The 14577-nt window shown below is 61.6% G+C and carries 15 protein-coding genes and 1 tRNA gene; 15 read left to right on the forward strand and 1 reads right to left on the reverse strand.

Annotated features, from left to right (window positions below):
- Window positions 1-6: 6 nt before the first annotated feature.
- On the reverse strand, window positions 7-609 hold the full coding sequence (locus Q1W68_RS13555; RefSeq protein WP_300650258.1) for a 3'-5' exonuclease: 603 nt from the start codon (window positions 607-609) through the stop codon (window positions 7-9).
- 101 nt (window positions 610-710) lie between these two features.
- Here Q1W68_RS13555 and Q1W68_RS13560 point away from each other — a divergent pair, with 101 nt between their 5' ends.
- The 15 genes from Q1W68_RS13560 to Q1W68_RS13630 all read left to right on the forward strand — a co-directional run bounded on the left by Q1W68_RS13560 (window position 711) and on the right by Q1W68_RS13630 (window position 14547).
- Window positions 711-1085, forward strand: coding sequence for a DUF6172 family protein (locus tag Q1W68_RS13560; RefSeq protein ID WP_300650260.1), 375 nt, complete (start codon window positions 711-713; stop codon window positions 1083-1085).
- Window positions 1039-3159: an excinuclease ABC subunit UvrB gene (gene uvrB / locus Q1W68_RS13565; protein ID WP_300658236.1), complete on the forward strand. Its 2121-nt coding sequence runs from the start codon at window positions 1039-1041 to the stop codon at window positions 3157-3159. Before Q1W68_RS13560 ends, uvrB begins: the two co-directional genes overlap by 47 nt.
- A gap of 362 nt (window positions 3160-3521) precedes the next feature.
- The gene (iscR, locus tag Q1W68_RS13570; RefSeq protein ID WP_159605584.1) at window positions 3522-4058 is read left to right on the forward strand and encodes a Fe-S cluster assembly transcriptional regulator IscR; all 537 of its coding nucleotides are present in this window, start codon (window positions 3522-3524) and stop codon (window positions 4056-4058) included.
- 91 nt (window positions 4059-4149) lie between these two features.
- Window positions 4150-5367: an IscS subfamily cysteine desulfurase gene (locus Q1W68_RS13575; RefSeq protein ID WP_300658234.1), complete on the forward strand. Its 1218-nt coding sequence runs from the start codon at window positions 4150-4152 to the stop codon at window positions 5365-5367.
- 12 nt (window positions 5368-5379) lie between these two features.
- Window positions 5380-5766: a Fe-S cluster assembly scaffold IscU gene (iscU, locus tag Q1W68_RS13580; protein ID WP_069046695.1), complete on the forward strand. Its 387-nt coding sequence runs from the start codon at window positions 5380-5382 to the stop codon at window positions 5764-5766.
- A 13-nt stretch (window positions 5767-5779) separates the two neighbouring features.
- Complete coding sequence (gene iscA, locus Q1W68_RS13585; protein WP_159605588.1) at window positions 5780-6103, forward strand: iron-sulfur cluster assembly protein IscA; 324 nt, start codon at window positions 5780-5782, stop codon at window positions 6101-6103.
- Between the two features lie 65 nt (window positions 6104-6168).
- The gene (gene hscB / locus Q1W68_RS13590; RefSeq protein WP_300650291.1) at window positions 6169-6687 is read left to right on the forward strand and encodes a Fe-S protein assembly co-chaperone HscB; all 519 of its coding nucleotides are present in this window, start codon (window positions 6169-6171) and stop codon (window positions 6685-6687) included.
- A gap of 29 nt (window positions 6688-6716) precedes the next feature.
- Window positions 6717-8588 carry a Fe-S protein assembly chaperone HscA gene (gene hscA / locus Q1W68_RS13595; RefSeq protein ID WP_300650267.1) on the forward strand — a complete coding sequence of 624 codons (1872 nt, stop codon included), beginning with the start codon at window positions 6717-6719 and terminating at the stop codon, window positions 8586-8588.
- 5 nt (window positions 8589-8593) lie between these two features.
- On the forward strand, window positions 8594-8932 hold the full coding sequence (gene fdx, locus Q1W68_RS13600; RefSeq protein WP_300650270.1) for an ISC system 2Fe-2S type ferredoxin: 339 nt from the start codon (window positions 8594-8596) through the stop codon (window positions 8930-8932).
- A complete protein-coding gene (gene dnaQ / locus Q1W68_RS13605) occupies window positions 8932-9639 on the forward strand; it encodes a DNA polymerase III subunit epsilon (RefSeq protein ID WP_300650273.1) in 708 nt (235 codons plus the stop codon). Before fdx ends, dnaQ begins: the two co-directional genes overlap by 1 nt.
- Window positions 9640-9708: 69 nt before the next feature.
- Window positions 9709-9783 (forward strand) — tRNA-Val (locus Q1W68_RS13610).
- Between the two features lie 164 nt (window positions 9784-9947).
- Complete coding sequence (locus Q1W68_RS13615) at window positions 9948-11330, forward strand: site-specific integrase (RefSeq protein WP_300650275.1); 1383 nt, start codon at window positions 9948-9950, stop codon at window positions 11328-11330.
- Window positions 11331-12031: 701 nt separating this feature from the next.
- Entirely contained in the window at window positions 12032-12367 is a 336-nt protein-coding gene (locus tag Q1W68_RS13620) for a hypothetical protein (RefSeq protein ID WP_300650277.1), read from the forward strand.
- Between the two features lie 308 nt (window positions 12368-12675).
- Window positions 12676-13437 carry a hypothetical protein gene (locus Q1W68_RS13625; protein ID WP_300650280.1) on the forward strand — a complete coding sequence of 254 codons (762 nt, stop codon included), beginning with the start codon at window positions 12676-12678 and terminating at the stop codon, window positions 13435-13437.
- 519 nt (window positions 13438-13956) lie between these two features.
- Complete coding sequence (locus tag Q1W68_RS13630; protein WP_300650283.1) at window positions 13957-14547, forward strand: hypothetical protein; 591 nt, start codon at window positions 13957-13959, stop codon at window positions 14545-14547.
- Window positions 14548-14577: the final 30 nt, after the last annotated feature.

The following is a 14577-nucleotide window of genomic DNA, read 5'->3' on the forward strand; positions in this document are numbered from 1 at the left end:
GGCCGCTCAGCGCAGGCCGAGGGCGTCAAACACACGCGCTGCGGCGTACGCATCGTTGGCCGCGTAGATCAACTGCGACTCGCTCAGGTGCGGGTTGGCCCAGTTGGACGTGGCGGCTTTTTTCGATTTGAGGAATCGCCGGTTGAACAGCACCGCCACGGCGCCCTTCACGCCCATGTCTTTGCGGTAGCCGCGTTCTCGGAACACCGTGTTGAGCTCCAGCACCGCCGCCGGCTCCACCGCGAGTTTGGAGACGATGCGTTTGGTGTCGTCGCCCAGCCCGAAGCCGGCCTTGGTGTGCCGGCCATCGGCCAGCAGGGCGGCCGCCTGTTCACGGCAACCGGGCTCGTGCAACTGGAACACCCAGGCGCGCTCCATCGTGGCGAGCTGCACGATGTGCGGTCCGTCGGAGAGCTGGTCCTTGAAGAACGTGGGTTTGGATTCGGTGTCGAAGCCCCAGACGGCGCTGTCGGTCAACTCCGCGCAGGCCTCGCGCGCCTGCCGGGCGGTGTTGACCAGCACGATGCGGTCCAGGCCCAGGCGGTCGAACGGTTCGAGCAAGGCGATCTCGTCCTTGCTGGGCGTGGGGTGTTGTTCGCGGGGTGTCATGTGCGAGGCAGGATACCCCGGCGCGCATAATCGCGCCCCTTGCCTCACCGCTTTTCCCGGACTTCGGTCCCCCGACTTCGCGCTGCACGCGCCCGATCGCCATGAGAAAAACCTTTCCGCTGACCCAAGAGGGCCGCCACCCCGACCGCGTGCTCGAAGCCGTCAAACATGAAATCCGCAAATACCTCAAGCGCGAGCGCCGCCGCGACCTGCCGGAAGGGGTGGATTTCCTGGACTTCGACTGCCGCTGCGGAGCCTCGAAAGACACGGCCGAGGTGGTGCACCTCTCGGCCCTGATGGGGATCCTGGACGCAGTGGCCAAAGCGGGCGCGACCGAGGCCTATGTGGAGGTCCTGGCCAAGCCCGGCGTTCGCCAGGCCCGCCCGCCCGGCACCAGCGCCAAAGAGGAGCATCCGGCACAATTGACCGATGTCCCCGATCACACTGCCCCAGCCCCCCAAGACCCCGCTGCTTGAGGTGGACAACGGGCCACCCGCCGAGGGTGAGTTCGTTCGCTTTCCCGGCTCGCCGTTCGAGCTGTTTTTGCCTTACCCGCCGGCTGGCGACCAGCCCGAAGCCATTCGCCAACTGGTGGAGGGCGTGAACGACGGCGAGGTGTTCCAGACCCTTCTGGGCGTGACCGGTTCGGGCAAGACCTTCACCATGGCCAACGTGATCGCGCGGCTGGGCCGCCCCGCCATCGTGTTCGCGCCCAACAAGACGCTGGCCGCGCAGCTCTACAGCGAGTTCCGCGAGTTTTTCCCCAAGAACGCGGTCGAGTATTTCGTCAGCTACTACGACTACTACCAGCCCGAGGCCTACGTGCCGCAGCGCGACCTGTTCATCGAGAAGGACAGCGCGATCAACGAGCACATCGAGCAGATGCGGCTCTCTTGCACCAAGAGCATCCTGGAGCGCCGCGACGTGATCATCGTGGCCACCGTGTCGGCCATCTACGGCATCGGCAAGCCGGAGAGTTACCACCAGATGGTGATGACGCTGCGCGTGGGGGACAAGGTCGGTCAGCGCGACCTGATCGCGCAGCTGGTGCGCATGCAGTACGCGCGCAACGAGCAGGACTTCAGCCGCGGCAAATTCCGCGTGCGCGGCGACACCATCGACGTGTTCCCGGCCGAACACTCCGAAATGGCGATCCGCATCGAGCTGTTCGACGACGAGGTCGAAACGCTGCAGCTGTTCGACCCGCTCACCGGCAAGGTGCGGCAGAAGATCCCGCGCTTCACGGTCTACCCCAGCAGCCACTATGTGACGCCGCGCGAGCAGGTGCTCAGCGCCGTCGAGGCCATCAAGCTGGAGCTGGCCGACCGGCTGAAAGAGCTGGTGGGCATGGGCAAGCTGGTGGAGGCGCAGCGGCTCGAACAGCGCACGCGCTTCGATCTGGAGATGCTCAGCGAAGTCGGCCACTGCAAGGGCATCGAGAACTACTCTCGGCACCTCTCGGGCAGCTTGCCGGGTGAGCCGCCGTCCACACTGACCGACTACTTGCCCAAGGACGCCATGATGTTCCTGGACGAGAGCCACGTGCTCATCGGCCAGTTCGGCGGCATGTACAACGGCGACCGCGCGCGCAAGACCACGCTGGTGGAATACGGCTTTCGCCTGCCCAGCGCGCTGGACAACCGGCCCTTGAAGTTCGACGAATTCGAGCAGCGCATGCGCCAGGTGGTGTTTGTTTCCGCCACGCCGGCCGACTACGAAAAGACGCACGCCGGCCAGGTGGTCGAGCAGCTCGTGCGCCCCACCGGACTGGTGGACCCCGAACTCGAGGTGCGCCCCGCCACCCACCAGGTGGACGATGTGCTGCAGGAGATCCGCATCCGCGTGGAGAAAAACGAGCGCGTGCTGATCACCACGCTCACCAAGCGCATGGCCGAGCAGCTGACCGATTACCTGACCGAAAACGGCGTGAAGGTGCGCTACCTGCACAGCGACGTGGACACGGTGGAGCGGGTCGAGATCCTGCGCGACCTGCGACTGGGTGCTTTCGACGTGCTGGTCGGCATCAACCTGCTGCGCGAAGGCCTGGACATTCCCGAGGTTTCGCTGGTGGCGATTCTGGATGCGGACAAGGAGGGCTTCCTGCGCTCCGAGCGCAGCCTGATCCAGACCATCGGCCGGGCCGCGCGCAACCTCAACGGCCGCGCCATCCTTTACGCCGACCGCATCACCGAGTCGATGAAGAAGGCGATGGACGAGACCAACCGCCGCCGAACCAAGCAGGTGGCGCACAACCTGGCCATGGGCATCGAGCCGCGCAGCATCAACAAGCGCATCAAGGACCTGATCGACGGCGTCTACAGCGAGAAGGCAGGCAAGGAAGCCGATCGCCTGGCCGCCGAAAGCGCACACCGCGCCAGCATCGACGAGATGAGCGAGAAGGACGTGGCGCGCGAGATCAAGCGGCTCGAAAAGCAAATGCTGGAGCACGCGCGCAACCTGGAGTTCGAGAAAGCGGCCAGCGTGCGTGACCAGCTGGGTCGGCTCAAGGCGTCTGTCTTTGGGGCGGCTGGCATGGACAACGTGGCCTGAACCCTGCCGTGCCATGGCGGGCATCGGCAAGAACGTTGGCCACGGAGAGCCACCACGCGCTCTTTTCCTGAACGATTCCCGTGAAACACCGTCCTACCCAAGGCCGGTGAATTCAGGAAAGACTGTTCGGTATTTTTGTGGTCTTTTGAGTTTCTAAATCGATTTGTCCTAGACAAAACGCATTTCTGCCGTAAAATGCTGAGCAAATCACTAGGCTTTTACGCTATACTCGACGAAAACAGTCGGGAAAGCCTTCGATGAAGCGACCCATAGCGGTCAGGGTGGGCGGAGAAGGGGTTCAACGGGTTCTGTCCGATGAGCCAGTCAACGACAGTCAAGCCAACATTCAAGGAGCTTGAAAAATGCGCCTCACGACCAAAGGCCGCTTTGCGGTCACAGCGATGATTGACCTGGCCCTGCGCCAGAACAACGGACCCGTCACGCTCGCGGCCATCAGCCAGCGGCAGCAGATTTCGTTGTCATACCTCGAACAATTGTTCGGCAAGCTGCGCCGCCATGAACTCGTCGAATCGACGCGTGGGCCGGGCGGTGGCTATACCCTGGGCCGCAAGGCATCCGAGATCACTGTGGCCGACATCATCGTGTCGGTTGACGAGCCGATCGATGCCACCCAGTGCGGTGGCAAAGAGAACTGTCTCGGTGAAGGTCATCGCTGCATGACCCACGAGTTGTGGGCAGCGCTCAACACCAAGATGGTCGATTTTCTGGACTCCGTTTCCCTGCAATCGCTGGTGGACGAGCAGCTCGCCAAGGGCGTGGTGGTGGAAAACGCGCCGATGATCAAGCGCGCGATCTCCAGCGCCCCTGTGGTCAAGCCCATTCGCGTGAACGCGCCCAACTCGGTGTTCGCACTGGGTGGAGCCGCGTTCTCCAAATGAGCGTCCCAGCCCGGGGCCTGGCTCCGGGCTGCACCCAGCGCAGCGTCAGCCAGCTTCGGCATCATCCGTCCCCTTATTCATCCAGCCAGCCATGAGCACTCCCCACTTTCCCATTTACATGGACTACAGCGCCACCAACCCCTGCGATCCGCGGGTGGTGGACGCCATGATTCCCTGGTTGCGCGAGCATTTCGGCAACCCGGCGTCGCGCAGCCACGCCTGGGGTTGGGAAGCCGAGAAGGCCGTGGAGACCGCTCGCGAGCAGGTGGCCGCCTTGATCAACGCCGATCCGCGCGAGATCGTCTGGACCAGCGGCGCGACCGAATCCAACAACCTCGCGCTGAAGGGCGCAGCGCAGTTCTACAAGACCAAGGGCAAACACCTCATCACGGTGAAAACGGAGCACAAGGCCGTGCTCGACACCTGCCGTGAGCTGGAACGCCAAGGCTTCGAGGTGACCTACATGGACGTGCAAGCCGACGGTTTGCTCGACCTGGAAGCCTTCAAGGCGGCCATCCGCCCCGACACCATCATCGCCTCGGTCATGTTCGTGAACAACGAGATCGGTGTGATCCAGGACATCGCCGCCATCGGGACGATCTGCCGCGAAAAGGGCGTGATCCTCCACGTGGACGCGGCGCAGGCCACGGGCCGGATCGACATCGACCTGCAGACCCTGCCGGTGGACTTGATGAGCCTGACCTCGCACAAGACTTACGGCCCCAAGGGCATCGGTGCCTTGTATGTGCGCCGCAAGCCACGCATCCGCATTGAAGCGCAGATGCACGGTGGTGGGCACGAACGCGGCATGCGCTCGGGCACGCTGCCCACTCACCAGTGCGTGGGCATGGGCGAGGCTTATCGCATCGCCAAAGCCGAAATGCACGAAGAGAACAAGCGCATCCAGGCGCTGCACGACCGCATGTTGGCGGGCCTGAAGGATGTGGAAGAAGTCTTCATCAACGGGCACGATACGAAGCGCGTTCCGCACAACCTGAACATGAGCTTCAACTACGTTGAAGGTGAGTCGCTGATCATGGGCATCAAAGGCCTGGCGGTGTCGTCGGGCTCGGCTTGCACCTCTGCCAGCCTGGAGCCCAGTTACGTGCTGCGTGCCCTGGGACGCAGCGACGAGCTCGCTCACAGCAGCCTGCGCATGACGATCGGTCGCTGGACGACCGAAGAAGAAGTTGACTACGCAATTGCCACGATCAAGGAGAACGTGGCCAAGTTGCGCGAGTTGTCCCCGTTGTGGGAAATGTTCAAAGACGGAATCGACTTGTCCACCATCCAGTGGGCAGCACACTGAAGGAGAAAGACCATGGCCTATTCAGAAAAAGTGGTTGACCACTACGAAAACCCCCGCAACGTCGGCTCGTTTGAAAAAGGCGACGACAGCGTCGGCACCGGCATGGTGGGTGCGCCCGCCTGCGGTGACGTGATGAAACTGCAGATCAAGGTCAACCCGACCACGGGCGTGATCGAAGACGCGCGTTTCAAGACCTACGGTTGCGGCTCCGCCATTGCGTCCTCATCGCTGGTGACGGAATGGGTCAAAGGCAAGACGCTGGACGAAGCGGCAGCGCTGAAAAACAGCCAGATCGCCGAAGAACTGGCCCTGCCGCCCGTGAAGATTCACTGCTCCATCCTGGCCGAAGACGCGATCAAGGCGGCGGTGGACGACTACCGCAAAAAGCACAGCCACTGAGCTGCAAGGCGCCATGTCCATTTCCATCTCTGAAGCCGCAGCGCGCCACGTGACCCGCTACATTGCCAAACGCGGCAAGGGCGTGGGCGTGCGCCTGGGCGTGAAGACCACCGGTTGCTCCGGCCTGGCCTACAAGCTCGAGTACGCGGACGACATCGCGCCCGAGGACGTCGTGTTTGAAGACAACGGCGTGAAGGTTCTGGTCGACCCCAAGAGCCTGGCCTACATCGACGGCACACAGCTTGATTTCGTGCGCGAAGGCCTGAATGAAGGTTTCCGTTTCAACAACCCGAACGAGCGCGACCGTTGCGGTTGTGGCGAGAGCTTCCGGGTCTGATGCCTTAGATGTTGGGATTCAAGCCGCCTGCGCATCACAGCGTCGGCGGCTTTTGTTTGATGAACCTGAACCTTCAATCGACCGACTTCGAGATCTTTGCCATCGAGCCCCGATTCGGGCTGGACCGTGCTGTGTTGGACGCGCGCTGGAAAGACCTGCAGCGCGAAGCCCACCCCGACCGATTTGCCACGGCCGACGCTCAGTCGCAGCGTCAGGCCATGCAGTGGTCGGTGCGCATCAACGAGGCCTACCAGCGCTTGAAGGACCCGCTCAAGCGCGCTGCGTACCTGTGTGAGCTCAACGGTGCTCCGATTCAGGCCGAGAACAACACGGCCATGCCCGCGGCGTTCTTGATTCAACAGATGCAGTGGCGAGAAGACCTGGACGAGGCGAATGGTCTGTCCGATCTGGAGCGAATGGCCGATGACGTGGCCCTGGCGCGTCGGGACATGTTGCAAGGCTTGCAGACCACCGCCGACGACCTGCGCGACTGGCCAGCACTGGCGCAGCAGGTCAGAGCCCTTATGTTCGTTGAGCGCTTTGCGCGCGATGTGGAAAGCCGCATCGATCTGCTGGGACAATAGGCGGTTGTTTTTTGAACCGATCGTGACCCATGGCGCTTCTGCAGATTTCCGAACCCGGCCAGTCCCTCGACCCCCACCAGCGCCGTGTGGCGGTGGGTATCGACCTGGGCACCACGCATTCATTGGTCGCCGCCGTGCGTCACGGGGTGGCCGAGTGCCTGCCGGCCACGGATGGCCGCGTGATTCTTCCCAGCGTGGTGCGTTATCTGGACCCGGCCCAGGGCGGCTCGGGTCGGCAGATCGGTTTTGACGCGCTGGCCGCGCAAGTGCAGGATCCCGCCAACACGGTGAGTTCGGTCAAGCGCCTCATGGGGCGCAGCCGCACCCAGGTGGTCGACGTGGACAAACTGGCCTACACCGTGATTGACCAGGATGGCATGGCCGTGGTGGACACCGTGGCTGGCCGCAAGACACCCATGGAAGTGAGCGCCGAGATTCTGGCCACGCTGCGGTTTCGTGCCGAGGACAGCTTTGACGACGAACTCTACGGCGCCGTGATCACGGTGCCCGCGTACTTCGACGACGCACAGCGCCAGGCCACCAAGGACGCGGCGCAACTCGCTGGCATCCATGTGCTTCGCCTGATCAACGAGCCCACGGCAGCGGCAATCGCCTATGGCCTGGACAACGGCTCGGAAGGTGTCTACGCCATCTACGACCTGGGCGGTGGCACCTTCGACATTTCCATCCTGCGGCTCACCAAAGGCGTCTTCGAGGTCATGGCCACAGGCGGTGATTCAGCGCTGGGCGGGGACGACTACGACCAAGCGCTCGCCGCGTGGGTGATCGCCCAAGCTGGCGTGAGCGCTTTGCTCAACGCCTCGGAGCGTGCTGCGGTCCATGCCGAGGCGCGCCGTGTGAAAGAGGCCTTGTCCTCTTCCGCCAGTGAATGCTTCCGCGCCCTTGTAGCGGGCCAGGCGATCGAGAAGAGCGTCACGAATGCCGACTTCGAACGCTGCACCGCCGCGCTCACCACCCGGACCATGACGGCCGTGCGAAAGGTGCTGCGCGATGCCGGCATTTCAAAGGACGAGGTCAACGGTGTCGTCATGGTCGGGGGCTCGACCCGCATGCCGGTGGTGCGGCGAACCGTGGGCGAGTTTTTCAATCAGGAGCCATTGACCAACCTCAACCCTGATGAGGTCGTGGCCTTGGGCGCTGCCATCCAGGCGAACGCCCTGGCCGGCAACAGCCGTGATGGAGACCTGCTGCTGCTCGACGTGATTCCCCTGTCGCTGGGCATCGAGACCATGGGCGGCCTGGTCGAGCGCATCGTGCCGCGCAACAGCTCGATTCCCACCGCATTGGCCCAGGACTTCACCACTTACCAGGACGGCCAGACCGCGCTGGCTTTGCACGTGGTGCAGGGAGAGCGCGATCTGGTGGCCGACTGCCGCAGCCTTGCGCGTTTCGAGTTGCGCGGCATTCCACCCATGGTGGCTGGTGCGGCTCGCATTCGCGTGACCTTCACCGTGGACGCCGACGGCCTGCTGTCGGTGAGTGCAAAAGAGCAGGGCAGCGGCGTGGAGGCTCGCGTGGACGTGAAGCCCGCCTACGGCCTGTCCGACGAGCAGATCGCGGCCATGCTGCAAGACAGCTTTGCCACCGCACAGCAGGACATGCAGGCGCGTGCGCTGGTCGAAGCCCGTGTGGACGCCGACCGCATGATCGCGGCCACCCGAACCGCGCTGGCCGCCGACGCCGACCTGCTGGAGGGCGACGAGCGCAAGAACATCGATGCCTTGATCGAGGCGCTCAGCCAGTCGATCACCGGCACCGAAGCCGCCACCATCGAAGCCGCCACCAGCGCCTTGGCCAAGGGCACCGAAGCATTTGCCGCCATGCGCATGAACCGCGGTATCCAGCACGCCCTGGCCGGCAAGAAACTCGAAGAAGTCTGAACCCCATGCCCACCATCAAAATCCTTCCCCATCCCGAATACTGCCCGCAAGGCGCCAGCATCACGGCGCCCGCCGGTACCTCGATCTGCGAAGCCTTGCTGGACAACAAGATCAACATCGAGCACGCCTGCGACATGAGCGCGGCCTGCACGACCTGCCACGTGATCGTGCGCGAGGGCTTCAACAGCCTGAACGAACTCGACGAGACCGAAGAAGACCTGCTCGACCGCGCCTGGGGACTGGAGCCGAACTCGCGCCTGTCGTGCCAGGCGTTTCTCGCGCAGCAGGACGTGACCGTGGAGATCCCCAAGTACTCGATCAACCACGCCAAGGAACTGCACTGATGCGCCAGATCGTTCTGGACACGGAGACGACCGGTCTGTCCGCCGACAACGGCGACCGCATCATCGAGATCGGTTGTGTCGAGCTGCTCAACCGCAAGCTCACCGGCAACAACCTGCACTTCTATGTGAACCCCGAGCGCGACAGCCATGAGGACGCCCTCAAGGTGCACGGCATCAGCAACGAGTTCCTGCGCGACAAGCCGAAGTTCTCTGCCATCGCAGACGAGCTGATGGAGTACTTGCGCGATGCCGAACTCATCATTCACAACGCGCCGTTCGACATCAGCTTCCTCAACAAGGAGCTCGAACGGCTGGGTCGCCCACCGATCAAGACCGTGATCGGACAGGTCACCGACAGCCTGGTGATGGCCAAGGAGATGTTTCCCGGCAAGCGCAACGGCCTTGACGCGTTGTGCGATCGCCTGGGTGTGGACAACTCGGGCCGCACGCTGCACGGCGCGCTGCTGGACGCCGAACTGCTCGCCGACGTCTACATCAACATGACGCGTGGCCAGGACGCGCTGCTCATGGACCTGGGCGATGCGCCTGATGAAAATGGCCTGACCGAGACCTTGGATCTCAGCGGTTTTGACTTGCCGGTGCTGCGTGCCAACGAACAGGAAGCGCAGGCGCACGATGGTGTGTTGGCCGACCTGGACAAGGCCAGCAAAGGAAAAACGGTGTGGCGTTCGCTCCAAGCCGCCTGATCCGCACGAAAACCTGGCTATAATCTGAGGCTTCCGACAGATCGAACCAACAAACGGATCCGATTTTTCGGGCGGTTAGCTCAGTGGTAGAGCACTGCCTTCACACGGCAGGGGTCGCAGGTTCGAACCCTGCACCGCCCACCAAGACCAGACCCCGCTAAGTCATTGACTTTGTGGGGTTTTTTCTTTCCCGCAAGCTCCCGACGCATCCCATGGCGGCCTGTTTGGACCGAACCCTTGAGGTTTCGCGCCAATTTCGCGCCAATGAACTCCTTCACCGCCGCAAGGCATGTTCCTGGAGTTCATTCATGGCCAGTTTTTCCAAACGTACCTATTTCTCTTGGCGGCTCATCTGCAGCGGCGCGCCTTCGCTCAACGCAACCTTCGCCAGCGAGGTCAGTGCCCACGCCCGCTTGCTTGAACTCTCCGAGCAGGGTCATAGCGGCGTAAAGATCAAGAAGTTTTCCTCACTCTGCTGGCAGGCGAGGGTGCGCCGCAAAGGCGTGCCCGATCTGATCAAGACCTTCCCCCGCCGAGACCTGGCCGAACAGTGGGCCGCCGAGAAGGAAGGAGAGATCGTCAAGCGACAGTTCGTCGACTACCGGGAAGCCGAACGCAATTCCTTGGGCGATCTCCTGCTGAAGTACGACAAAGTGCGCCTGACAGGAAAGCCGAAGCACGACCCAGACCGGGCACGAGTTGCCAAGCTCAGCGAAACGCCGATCGCCATGATCAAGGTCTCGATGTTGCTGCCATCGGACTTCGCGGCCTATCGAGACGCGCGCTGCCTCCAGGTCAAGGGCGCGACCGTCAAGAAAGAGCTGGAGCTCTTTTGCCGGGTGATCGGGTTGGCTCGGCGGGAGTGGAAGGTTCATTTGCCAGTCAACCCGGCTTCCGCCGCCTTGGTGAGTCGACCAGCTGCGGAACCCGGCGATGAGCGCGATCGCCGCTTGAAAGAGCGACACGAATTCTCCACCGACCGCGTTGACCCGAGCTCGCCTGCGCGTCCCACGCGCGAACAAACCAAGCGGCGGGTTCGAACAGATATCGAATACGTAAACGATCCGGAGACCGCCGCCATCATTGCGCTACCGCAGAGCGAACAACAGGCGCTCTTTCGCGCCTGCCGCTATGCCCATTGGTACACGCAACTCAAGCGAAACGTAACGGCCGCAACTCTCAGAGCGAGAGCCAGACGCGCGGGACGTGCTTCGATCAAGGCGAGACTGCGGCCTGGTCGAGTGATCTGGGCTATAGCCAGCTTCGCAATTGAGACCGCCATGCGTCGGGGCGAGATGCTCCAGCTGCAGTGGTCGCATACGCATTTGGCCGAGGGGTACCTCGACCTGCCTGGCAGTATCACCAAGAATCAACTGCCTCGCCTGGTGCCGCTGTCGCTGCGCGCACGTCGCATCTTGGCTGCACAGCCGAGAGCGGGGGACTCCGTTTTTGCCACGAACGTCAACACGGTCAAGCAGGGCTTTAAGCGAGCGCTCAAGCGCGCCAACTGCGTTGATCTGCGTCTGCATGATCTTCGGCACGAAGCGACGAGCAGGCTTTTCGAGCGCACCGATCTGCGCGAGACCGAAATTGGCCACGTGACTGGGCACACGGACCCGCGAATGCTTCAGCGCTACTACAACAAGCGTCCTAAGGAGTTCGTCGATCGGTTCAACCGATCGTTCAAATGAGGCGCCGTCTTGTTTGAAAACTCGCGCGTGTTCCGTAACTTCAGCCTCATGTTTTCACGCATAGCGGCGCTCGCGCATCAAAGGTGCCCCGTAGATTGAATGCTGCAGCGATTTCAATGAACGCAGCTGCTGAGCAATCAACCGGGCATGCGAACGGGCCCACGGGCCACCAGGATCCGCGCATGTTGACGCGCTGCGACAGCAAGTGCCCTATGAGCACCCAGATCTGTCCGTCCAAGGCCTCCTCAAACAGTTCGAAATGAACTGTTCAGGGACAGGGGCATAGCCGGTGCCATCTGAGCACTCCGCGCAAGAGCATCTCGGGTCAACCGGCGCGCTCAGTCGCAACAGCTGCTGGGTTGTCCTTCACTGCCCGAATGTCGCCCCACCAGACTTTTTTGCAATCGACCGCGCCAGATCTCGTACCTCAAGAAGGGCTCGGCTTTTTGCGGGTGCAGCGACCGTAAGCGATGTACTTGAGTTGAATCAGATGGTTTTCGACAGAGTCAATTCATTGGATCAGTAGCTCGCCAATCGAAATCTTCGAGTTCGTCAAAATGAAATGCCTTGCGAGGTTGATTTCACAAGGGGTGCGACCATAAATACATCTACTATTTGTAGATCTTAAAAGACTGCACAAGCAGCCATTGTTGGGCGTCGCAAGACGTAGAGGAATCGGGGCTCCATGACAAGAGAGTTTTATGAAAGCAATCCCCTGCCGCCCTTGGAATGGGCTTGGTTCAGTGATTGGTGATTTGACAGAAGGGCAAAAAATCCTGGTTGAAGAGGTTCGTGGTCGCCTAGAAGCTGAGATTCAGAAGGACCCTTATCTATCAGAGAAGGATTTTGCCGACCTGATTGGCGTTGACCCAAAAACCCTGAAAAATGATCGGGCGCCGTCAGGTGCAGGTCGATATCCGGTTGGAATCCGTTTTGGTGGCAGCCATCGGGTGCGATACGCGCGCCATGACGTCCTTGAATGGCTTGCGTATGAGGAGTGGAAGGCGCGAACTTGTCGGGTGCATCGATGCCGTTGAGTAGCTGTCGCAATGGGGCTGTGATTCCTTCTCTATCTACATGGCCACGGTGCGATTGGTTTAGTAGGGTGTTGGGTCCGCCGCCCAGCACGCTGGTCTCAATCGCAGGAGATGTACTACCGTAAAGCGGAGGGACATCTGCCAGACCTGAGGAAACCACAGGATCTGACTTCTTGTGATTCGCGACGGTTGTATTGAATTACAGACGAGCCCTGCTGCAATGAAATTTTAATCATCGAGTCATTGATATGAATCCAGACCCCGTCCCTGTGGTGACATCCGCTGAGGCTAAACGTGGCCGACCGCCCGTGGCCACCATTGAGTCTGTCACGCAAGCCGTCGAAGACTTGCGTAGCCGGAATCTGCCTGTTGGCATTCGCGCGGTCATGCGCTTGGTCGGCGGAGGGCAAGACACGATAAAGGCGCTGCTTCAGCAGGTGCCCAGTGTGAGGCTGGCCATTGAGAGTGCGCCGGAAGTGCCGGAGTCGGTGACGAAACTCTGGAAGTCATGCATCGCCGAACACATCAAGGGCGTGCTGGCGGAGTGCCAGCAAAAATTGGATGCAGCAGCCGAGCTGATCAAGACACAGGAGGGACGGATCCTGGACAGCGAGGTCCGCGAAATGGAACTGGCAGAACTGCTTGCGATCATCAGCACCGAGCGAGATCGGGCCCGAGCCGAGCGCGATGCTGAGTGCGCAGCACATGCCCAGACGCGCTTGATTGATGCATCACATCGTGAACGATTCGAAAAGGCCGAAGCCATTGAGGCCCTGACGCAGCATCGGCTTGAGGACATGGTTCAAAGCGCACAAGCCGCAGAGGTGAAGGTGGGCGAACTGGAGCAGCGGCTCAAAGACTTCCAGCAGCAACTCTCGCGGGCCAATGAAGACAACGCGCATTTGAAAGGACAGATTGATGGCCTGCTGCTCCGCCGAGAGTCCGAAAACCTTCTGGCGACGCCCCTATCCAGCGGGGCGGCGCAGAGCTCTGCTTACGTGCGCAGGGTTGGATCTTTGCTACCACCGCCGCTTGCGGATCAATTCGATGACGACGATGTGCCGCTCTGACCAGCACCACTTGTGGTCTGCAAAAGGCATGTTCAACAGATCGACATGTAGCGGGCTCGTCACCGCGCAGGTGAGGGGCCGCTGCCGTGAAGTGCGGCTTTCGGAGTCGCGAATGATGGGCGCGATCGTGAATGGATGTTCCCGTTATCGGGCGGTGCGGGCTGTATCCAAACTGGACAAGGCCGGCCCGCCCGATAACGGGGTCCGTACCCACTCCGAAGGGGTGGGGGCGCGTAGCGGAGGACCCTGCCGATGACGACGCATGCAAACGGCGTGACAGGCGCCGAAGACGGTAGTCTGAGGGCGACTGGCGCGACGGTTGCGGGCGGTGGCATCGGCGCGCCAGAGGCCCAGCCTCTGGCGCCGTACGGACCCGAGATGGGCATTCATCGATCGCGCGACTCTGACGACTCCGCGACTGGGGCTGTTCAGAGCCGTGACGAGGGAGACGATGACGCAGCAAGGGCGGAACGCGCATGTCAGGCGATACGAGCACTGGACCGCCTACAGAAAAGTCCGTTGGCGGATCTCGTCCGGGACCCCCAATCCAACGGCACAGCAGCCGACGACCTGACGCTGACGGTGCCAAACGCACCCGTTCTCTCAATGACGCAGCGAGAGGCCTTCGATGTCGTCAAGGACGCTCGATCGCTGGTCATGGTCTCAGAGCCTAAAGAGAGCAGAACGCATCTTGACTACCAGCGCAAGGTGCGTTGGATGTGGCAGCAGGTCGACAGTTACCCAGAGCTTTCAGACGCAGAGCGCTGGTGTCTTGCACTGGATGCATATGTACGAAAAGCCAATTCGTTTCGTGCGAACAAAGCCGCCTGCCTCTGGCATCTGCGCCGCGAACTCAGAGTCAGGTTGTCAGAACAGGACGACATGCAGCGACTGGGAGGTCACGGGCAGGCGTGGCTGTGGCGCGTTGGGCTGATACATCAACTCGTCACCGATATCCGCACTGTTGAAGCTCATGTCAGATCTTGTCCCGCGCTGATCGATGGGATGACACTGCCAGAACACAAGTCCAAAAAGCGCGATTTGCGCCGCATTGAAAAGAAACATCCAGACTGGATGGCGCGCATGCTGTTGGCGCCGATGGAATATTGACCAGCTGTGCCGATTGAATTTTGACCAGGG

It is taken from the genome of Hydrogenophaga sp., assembly GCF_030158645.1.
Lineage (GTDB): Bacteria > Pseudomonadota > Gammaproteobacteria > Burkholderiales > Burkholderiaceae_C > Hydrogenophaga.

Bases quoted from the DNA above. Each gene is read 5' to 3' on its own strand.
- Q1W68_RS13555 (WP_300650258.1), bottom strand. From the start codon at position 609: ATGACACCCCGCGAACAACACCCCACGCCCAGCAAGGACGAGATCGCC.
- Q1W68_RS13560 (WP_300650260.1), top strand. From the start codon at position 711: ATGAGAAAAACCTTTCCGCTGACCCAAGAGGGCCGCCACCCCGACCGC.
- uvrB (WP_300658236.1), top strand. From the start codon at position 1,039: ATGTCCCCGATCACACTGCCCCAGCCCCCCAAGACCCCGCTGCTTGAG.
- iscR (WP_159605584.1), top strand. From the start codon at position 3,522: ATGCGCCTCACGACCAAAGGCCGCTTTGCGGTCACAGCGATGATTGAC.
- Q1W68_RS13575 (WP_300658234.1), top strand. From the start codon at position 4,150: ATGAGCACTCCCCACTTTCCCATTTACATGGACTACAGCGCCACCAAC.
- iscU (WP_069046695.1), top strand. From the start codon at position 5,380: ATGGCCTATTCAGAAAAAGTGGTTGACCACTACGAAAACCCCCGCAAC.
- iscA (WP_159605588.1), top strand. From the start codon at position 5,780: ATGTCCATTTCCATCTCTGAAGCCGCAGCGCGCCACGTGACCCGCTAC.
- hscA (WP_300650267.1), top strand. From the start codon at position 6,717: ATGGCGCTTCTGCAGATTTCCGAACCCGGCCAGTCCCTCGACCCCCAC.
- fdx (WP_300650270.1), top strand. From the start codon at position 8,594: ATGCCCACCATCAAAATCCTTCCCCATCCCGAATACTGCCCGCAAGGC.
- dnaQ (WP_300650273.1), top strand. From the start codon at position 8,932: ATGCGCCAGATCGTTCTGGACACGGAGACGACCGGTCTGTCCGCCGAC.
- Q1W68_RS13615 (WP_300650275.1), top strand. From the start codon at position 9,948: ATGGCCAGTTTTTCCAAACGTACCTATTTCTCTTGGCGGCTCATCTGC.
- Q1W68_RS13620 (WP_300650277.1), top strand. From the start codon at position 12,032: ATGAAAGCAATCCCCTGCCGCCCTTGGAATGGGCTTGGTTCAGTGATT.